General features: G+C 61.2%; 5 protein-coding genes and 1 tRNA gene. 4 read left to right on the top strand and 2 right to left on the bottom strand.

From position 1 onward, the window contains the following. The coding region (locus tag ACPYOI_RS35160) for an ABC transporter permease subunit (protein ID WP_481424070.1) at positions 1-436 on the top strand (436 nt) is incomplete at its 5' end. Then, the gene (locus ACPYOI_RS35155) at positions 433-1,473 is read left to right on the top strand and encodes an ABC transporter ATP-binding protein (protein WP_481418461.1); all 1,041 of its coding nucleotides are present in this window, start codon (positions 433-435) and stop codon (positions 1,471-1,473) included. The genes ACPYOI_RS35160 and ACPYOI_RS35155, both read left to right, overlap by 4 nt. Here the strand turns inward: ACPYOI_RS35155 and ACPYOI_RS35150 are convergent. After that, positions 1,470-2,801, bottom strand: coding sequence for a glucoamylase family protein (locus ACPYOI_RS35150; RefSeq protein WP_481418462.1), 1,332 nt, complete (start codon positions 2,799-2,801; stop codon positions 1,470-1,472). The two genes, ACPYOI_RS35155 and ACPYOI_RS35150, sit on opposite strands and share 4 nt — an antisense overlap. A gap of 217 nt (positions 2,802-3,018) precedes the next feature. Further along, positions 3,019-3,093: transfer RNA gene (locus tag ACPYOI_RS35145), tRNA-Gly, on the bottom strand. Between the two features lie 258 nt (positions 3,094-3,351). Between ACPYOI_RS35145 and ACPYOI_RS35140 the strand changes: the two genes are divergently transcribed. Beyond that, on the top strand, positions 3,352-3,861 hold the full coding sequence (locus ACPYOI_RS35140) for a prolyl-tRNA synthetase associated domain-containing protein (RefSeq protein WP_481418463.1): 510 nt from the start codon (positions 3,352-3,354) through the stop codon (positions 3,859-3,861). Between the two features lie 55 nt (positions 3,862-3,916). After that, positions 3,917-4,293 (top strand): thioredoxin family protein (locus ACPYOI_RS35135; protein WP_481424069.1); only part of this gene is annotated, 377 nt, incomplete at its 3' end.

Raw genomic sequence — 4,293 nt, 5'->3', positions numbered from 1 at the left:
CACCATCACCGTGCGGGTGGCGTTGCCGCTCTACCAGACCTTTGCGACGCTCCTCGTTGCTTATGTCCTGCTCTTCCTGCCGCGCGCCATGGTCGGTCTTCGCGCCAGCATCGCACAGGCGCCGGTGGAGCTGGAGCGGGCGGCGATGGGCCTTGGACGGACCCCAGCGCAGGCCGTGCGCCAGATTACCATGCGGCTTGCCGCACCCGGCTTTGCTGCGAGCGTTGCGCTATCGGCCCTCGGCATCACCAACGAATTGACGGCAACGCTGATGCTGTCGCCGAACGGGGTCGAGACGCTGGCCACGAAATTCTGGTCTCTTACCAGCGAAATCGACTATGTGTCGGCCGCTCCCTATGCGGTGATGATGATCGTGTTGTCGCTGCCGTTGACGCTTCTTCTCTATGTCCAATCGAAACGGACCGCCGGCCAATGACCCTGCTTACGATCCAGTCCGCCAGCAAGCGCTATGGTCCGGTGAAAGCCCTGAGCAACGTAACGCTGGAGGTTGCGGCCGGCAGCCGCACTGCGGTCGTCGGTCCCTCGGGCTCCGGCAAGACAACGCTGCTCCGCCTCATTGCCGGCTTCGAGTGGCCGGATGAAGGCCGGATCGTTCTGGATGGCCAGGCGCTCGCCGAAGGTTCGGCAGCGGTTCCCGCCCATAAGCGCGGCATCGGCATCGTTTCGCAGGACGGTTCGCTTTTCCCGCACCTGAGCGTTGCCGACAACATCGGCTTCGGCTTCGAGCGCGGCGCCCCCGATCGCGAAAAGCGGATCATCGAATTGCTGGATATGGTCGAGCTCGACCGCAACATGCTGACGCGCCGCCCTCATCAGCTCTCCGGCGGTCAGCAGCAGCGCGTGGCGTTGGCGAGGGCGCTCGGCCGCAAGCCGCGCCTCATGCTGCTCGACGAGCCTTTTTCAGCACTCGACACCGGCCTTCGCGAGAATATGCGCAAGGCGGTTGCCCGCGTGCTGCAGGCGGCGGGCATCACGACGATTCTCGTAACCCATGACCAGGCGGAGGCGCTTTCCTTCGCGGATCAGGTCGCGGTGCTGCGGGAAGGCAAGCTCGTCCAGGCAGGCACGCCCCAATCGCTCTATCTGCACCCGAAGGACCGCGAGACCGCGCTATTCCTCGGCGATGCCGTCATGCTGCCGGCGATCATTCGCAATGGCATTGCCGATTGCGCGCTCGGCCGCGTAGCCGTCGAGGGGCAGCATCAGGGCAAGGCTGAAATCATGTTGCGGCCGGAGCAGATCCGCGTCGTTCGCGACGAAAGCGAACCGGTTCATGGCGGCCGCGTCGTTGAGGTAGAGTTCGGAGGCGCGACCTGCACGGTCGCAGTGTCGCTTGAAGGTGTGGCTCTGCCGCCGATCGTCATCAAGACGTCGAGCGTCGCCCTGCCTGCGCGCGGCGATCGCGTTCGCCTCGATATCGCTGGAAAGGCGCATGTCTTCGCCGGCCGTTAAGCCGTCTTTCGCGAGACGCTTGGCGCTTCCTCTTGCTCCAGCCAGCCGCCTGTGAAACCGGCGCGCTCCAGGCCGCGACGGATGATCGGCGATTGCCGCATCAGGTTCCAGATGAAATCCGACCGGTCGTTTTCGATCGTCATCACCAGCAATCCCTGATCGATGCCGACGCAGCGATCGTCCACCCAGCCCTCCGGCCGCGCCGTCTTGACCGTGGGGTTGAAGCCGCCGGGGAAGCGGCCCTCGTAAAGCAGGCTGGGGTAGGTCGCAAGCAGTGCCTCCAGGCCATCGAGAGCAGCCTGCCGGTCGTAAGGTAGCGACGCGAGCGCCGCCCAGGGCGCGATCGTGCCGTCGTCCGGGCCAAGCGGTGCTCCGCGCGCAGCGTAGCCGAGGACCTTTGGATGGCGGCCGCCGCGCATCCGCCGTGTGGGCGGTGGACCATCGGAAGCGGAAAACCCCCAGATATCCTTGTTATAGCCGACGAAATGACCGGGATTGCGCTCGGCATAGTCACGCTGCACAGCGATCGAGACCTGCGTGTTGCGGAAATAATCCCAGTTGTGCGCGGCCATCTCCTTGTCCTGAATTCCGCGGAAATCGATCCAGGCATGCGAAAAGAGGTGAATGAAGAGCGGTCCGGCGTAAAGATACGGCTGCTTGCCGAAGAGCATCCACGAATAGCTCGAGACGAACGCATCGTAGCTCGACTGTGGAATCGGATGCGTCGGCGAAGCAAGCGCCAGCGTATAGAGCAGGATCGCCTCGTCATAGCCCTGGTAGCGCCAGCGCAGAAAGCCGCTGCCGGGCTTCCAGCCCATGGATACGGCCTGCCCCTTGTTCAGTGCCCAGTGCCAATCGATCCGCTCGTAGATGAGCTTCGCAAGCTCGCGGATTTCTGTCTCGGCCTCGCCGGCACCATCGAAATAGGCGGCAGCCGTCAACATACCGGCGACGAGCAGGGTGGTGTCGATCGTCGAGAGCTCGCTGTTCCATGCACGATGGCCGGTGTCCATGTGCAGAAAATGATAATAGAAGCCGCGATACCCCGTCGCGTGGCGTTCGCGCCCCTGACGGCTTTCGGCAAAGAAGCGGAGTGTCGCAAGCGTCCTGTCTGCGGCCTCGGCCCGCCGCATCCATCCGCGTTCGACGGCAACCGGATAGCTTGAAAGTGCAAAGCCGACGGCGGCGATGCTGGCTGGAACTCCAGCTATGGATGTATCCGCCACCAGGCCGTTTTCAGTGTTGGAATGTTTCAGAAAATACTCGAATGCGGATCTTTGCAGCCTGTCAATCAGGGCCGCGTCCGTCTCACCAATTCGTTGCAGCATACATCAAACCAACTGTTGCGCCCCGCCTCAACATGGCGATGCGTTGCGCACAAATCAATTGGTTTTCAGACGGCGCGACAAAAAGGCTGCGCTCGGGCACCGGTAAACGCCCAGGATACAACACCTGCGAGGTCGACGGAAAAAATGCTGGAGAGCTGAAGAAGACAGCATCGCGCGCATGATCGCATGTGCCGGTGCTTCTTATTTCGAGAGAAACTGGAGCGGGCGAAGGGATTTGAACCCTCGACCCCAACCTTGGCAAGGTTGTGCTCTACCCCTGAGCTACACCCGCTCAATCCGCACCGGTCCGGGGTAGTTGGTGGACCGTGGGCTGCCGCCTTGCGGCGACGGGCGCTATATGGCCTAACCGATTTTCAAATGCAACAGGGAAATGACGGAAAGGCCAAGAAAAATTCGAAGGCTTCGGGAGCGGCTTCCTAAAACGCCGTATTTCCAAGGAAAAGCACCTAGGGTGAACATTGCAAAACATGCTGCGCCGACTTAATCAGGGCGCCTAACCTCTTTCTTCCAGTGCAAGACGGATGCCGCGATGACCGAAGCCCAGCCGAAAAACAGAGACGATCTTTTTGCCTTTCTCGATGGCCTCGGCATCACGCATAGCACGCAGGATCATGCGCCGGTCTTCACCGTGGCTGAATCGGTATCGCTGCACGACGCGATGCCGGGCGGCCACACAAAGAACCTTTTCGTGAAAGACAAGAAGGATCAGTTCTACCTTTTGACGGTCGAGGAACACGCCGTCGTCGATCTCAAGACGGTGCATACGCTGATCGGTGCCGCAAGCAAGATTTCGTTCGGCAAGCCGGAGAAGCTGATGGAATACCTCGGCGTCGTCCCCGGGGCGGTCACTGCCTTCGGCGCCATCAACGACACCGGCAACAATGTGACGTTTGTGCTCGATGCCGACTTGATGAAAGACGAGATCATCAATTGCCATCCGTTGTCCAACGATGCGACCACGTCGATCGCGAGCGCCGATCTTATTCGATTCATGGAAGCGACCGGGCATAAGCCGCTTGTCTTGAAAGTGACAGCTTGAGATACGATTTTAACGCTAGAAAAGAGCCGGGAGACCGGCATGGCGGGAGACAACAATGAGCGGTAGCGACAATCCTTACGCAAATTCCTTCGGCGCACAGATGTCGGCAAAGGCGAGCTTTGGCTCGGCGGCGCCGCAGCCTGCGGCAGCCGGAGACCTCATCAAGGACACGACGACCGCCAACTTTGCGAAGGACGTCATCGAGGAATCGCGCAATCAGCCCGTGCTTGTCGATTTCTGGGCGCCCTGGTGTGGCCCGTGCAAGCAGTTGACGCCGGTGCTGGAAAAGGTGGTCAACGAAGCTCAGGGCCGCGTGAAGCTCGTGAAGATGAATATCGACGACCATCCGTCGATCGCCGGCCAACTCGGGATCCAGTCGATCCCCGCAGTTATCGCCTTCGCTGGGGGCCGTCCCGCCGATGGCTTCATGGG

Source organism: Rhizobium sp. SVR5-2C (assembly GCF_056755115.1).
Note: the sequence above shows the minus strand (reverse complement) of the source record. Positions and strands in the feature narration are given on the sequence as shown.

Coding starts and splice junctions, on each gene's coding strand:
- ACPYOI_RS35155 (WP_481418461.1), top strand. CDS start 433: ATGACCCTGCTTACGATCCAGTCCGCCAGCAAGCGCTATGGTCCGGTG.
- ACPYOI_RS35150 (WP_481418462.1), bottom strand. CDS start 2,801: ATGCTGCAACGAATTGGTGAGACGGACGCGGCCCTGATTGACAGGCTG.
- ACPYOI_RS35140 (WP_481418463.1), top strand. CDS start 3,352: ATGACCGAAGCCCAGCCGAAAAACAGAGACGATCTTTTTGCCTTTCTC.